The 2,477-nt window shown below is 56.4% G+C and carries 2 rRNA genes (1 of these 2 cut by a window edge); both read left to right on the top strand.

What is annotated here, in order from left to right:
- Positions 1 to 2,267: ribosomal RNA gene (locus EDC35_RS18370) — 23S ribosomal RNA — on the top strand; it begins 623 nt to the left of the window's first position.
- 78 nt (positions 2,268 to 2,345) lie between these two features.
- Positions 2,346 to 2,461, top strand: a 5S ribosomal RNA gene (rrf, locus tag EDC35_RS18375).
- The last annotated feature ends 16 nt before the right edge of the window (positions 2,462 to 2,477 follow it).

Below are 2,477 nucleotides of genomic sequence, written 5' to 3' on the forward strand. Positions count from 1 at the left end.
GCGAGTCTTAAATGGGCGCGTAGTCGCTGGGAGTAGACCCGAAACCGGGCGATCTACCCATGGCCAGGGTGAAGGTCGGGTAACACCGACTGGAGGCCCGAACCGGGATCTGTTGAAAAAGATTCGGATGAGCTGTGGGTCGGAGTGAAAGGCTAATCAAGCTCGGAGATAGCTGGTTCTCCCCGAAAGCTATTTAGGTAGCGCCTCGTGAGTTCACTACTGGGGGTAGAGCACTGTGTCGGCTAGGGGGCCATCCCGGCTTACCAACCCGATGCAAACTCCGAATACCAGTAAGTGCCATCACGGGAGACAGACGGCGGGTGCTAACGTCCGTCGTCAAAAGGGCAACAACCCAGACCGCCAGCTAAGGTCCCCAAATCATGGCTCAGTGGGAAACGATGTGGGAAGGCCCAGACAGCCAGGAGGTTGGCTTAGAAGCAGCCATCCTTTAAAGAAAGCGTAATAGCTCACTGGTCGAGTCGGCCTGCGCGGAAGATGTAACGGGGCTCAAGCCATGTACCGAAGCTGCGGATGCGCGTTTACGCGCATGGTAGGGGAGCGTTCCGTAAGCCGTTGAAGGTCAGTTGGAAAGCTGGCTGGAGGTATCGGAAGTGCGAATGCTGACATAAGTAACGACAAGGGGGGTGAGAGTCCCCCCCGCCGAAAGCCCAAGGTTTCCTGCGCAACGTTCATCGGCGCAGGGTGAGTCGGTCCCTAAGGCGAGGCTGAAAAGCGTAGTCGATGGCAAGCCGGTTAAAATTCCGGCACCGCCCAACATTGCGATGAGGGGACGGAGAAGGCTAGGTCATCCGGGCGTTGGTTGTCCCGGTTCAAGCGTGTAGGCAGATCCCTTAGGCAAATCCGGGGGGTCAATGCCGAGACGTGATGACGAGTGTCCACGGACACGAAGTGATTGATGCCACGCTTCCAAGAAAAGCCTCTAAGCTTCAGATGTTGGGCGACCGTACCCCAAACCGACACAGGTGGGCAGGGTGAGAATCCCCAGGCGCTTGAGAGAACTCGGGTGAAGGAACTAGGCAAAATAGCACCGTAACTTCGGGAGAAGGTGCGCCCGCAGTAGGTGAAGGCCCTTGCGGCTGGAGCCGAAGCGGGTTGCAGTGACCAGGCCGCTGCGACTGTTTATTAAAAACACAGCACTCTGCCAAGACGCAAGTCGACGTATAGGGTGTGACGCCTGCCCGGTGCCGGAAGGTTAAGTGATGGGGTCAGCGCAAGCGAAGCTCTTGATCGAAGCCCCGGTAAACGGCGGCCGTAACTATAACGGTCCTAAGGTAGCGAAATTCCTTGTCGGGTAAGTTCCGACCTGCACGAATGGCGTAACGATGGCGGCGCTGTCTCCACCCGAGACTCAGTGAAATTGAATTCTCGGTTAAGATGCCGAGTTCCCGCGGCTAGACGGAAAGACCCCGTGAACCTTTACTATAGCTTTGCACTGGACGTTGAACCGACTTGTGTAGGATAGGTGGGAGGCTGTGAAATTGGGACGCCAGTTCCGATGGAGCCAACCTTGAAATACCACCCTGGTCTGTTTGACGTTCTAACCTCGCTCCATGATCTGGAGTAGGGACCGTGCATGGTGGGTAGTTTGACTGGGGCGGTCTCCTCCCAAAGCGTAACGGAGGAGCACGAAGGTACCCTAATCCCGGTCGGAAATCGGGAGTTTAGTGCAATGGCATAAGGGTGCTTGACTGCGAGACAGACACGTCGAGCAGGTACGAAAGTAGGTCATAGTGATCCGGTGGTTCTGTATGGAAGGGCCATCGCTCAACGGATAAAAGGTACTCCGGGGATAACAGGCTGATACCGCCCAAGAGTTCATATCGACGGCGGTGTTTGGCACCTCGATGTCGGCTCATCACATCCTGGGGCTGAAGTCGGTCCCAAGGGTATGGCTGTTCGCCATTTAAAGTGGTACGCGAGCTGGGTTTAGAACGTCGTGAGACAGTTCGGTCCCTATCTGCCGTGGGCGTTGGAGACTTGAGGGAAGCTGCTCCTAGTACGAGAGGACCGGAGTGGACGAACCCCTGGTGTTCCGGTTGTCACGCCAGTGGCATTGCCGGGTAGCTATGTTCGGACGGGATAACCGCTGAAAGCATCTAAGCGGGAAGCCCCTCCCAAGATAAGGTCTCCCCAGGAACTTGATTCCTCTGAAGGTCCGTTGAAGACCACGACGTGGATAGGTCGGGTGTGGAAGTCCAGTAATGGATGAAGCTAACCGATACTAATTGACCGTGCGGCTTGACCATATAACACCCAAAGGTGTTGGTGCTTGACTCCCAACGATTCCACCAGATTCCGCCGCGACACCCGCGGCTCCCAGTTTCCCTGGCGGCCATAGACCACTGGAACCACCTGATCCCATCCCGAACTCAGACGTGAAACGGTGGCTCGCCGATGATAGTGTGGGGCTTCCCCATGTGAACGTAGGTTACCGCCAGGGCCTTATACCCAAAACC

It is taken from the genome of Thiobaca trueperi, assembly GCF_004342175.1.
GTDB classification, from domain to species: Bacteria; Pseudomonadota; Gammaproteobacteria; order Chromatiales; family Chromatiaceae; genus Thiobaca; species Thiobaca trueperi.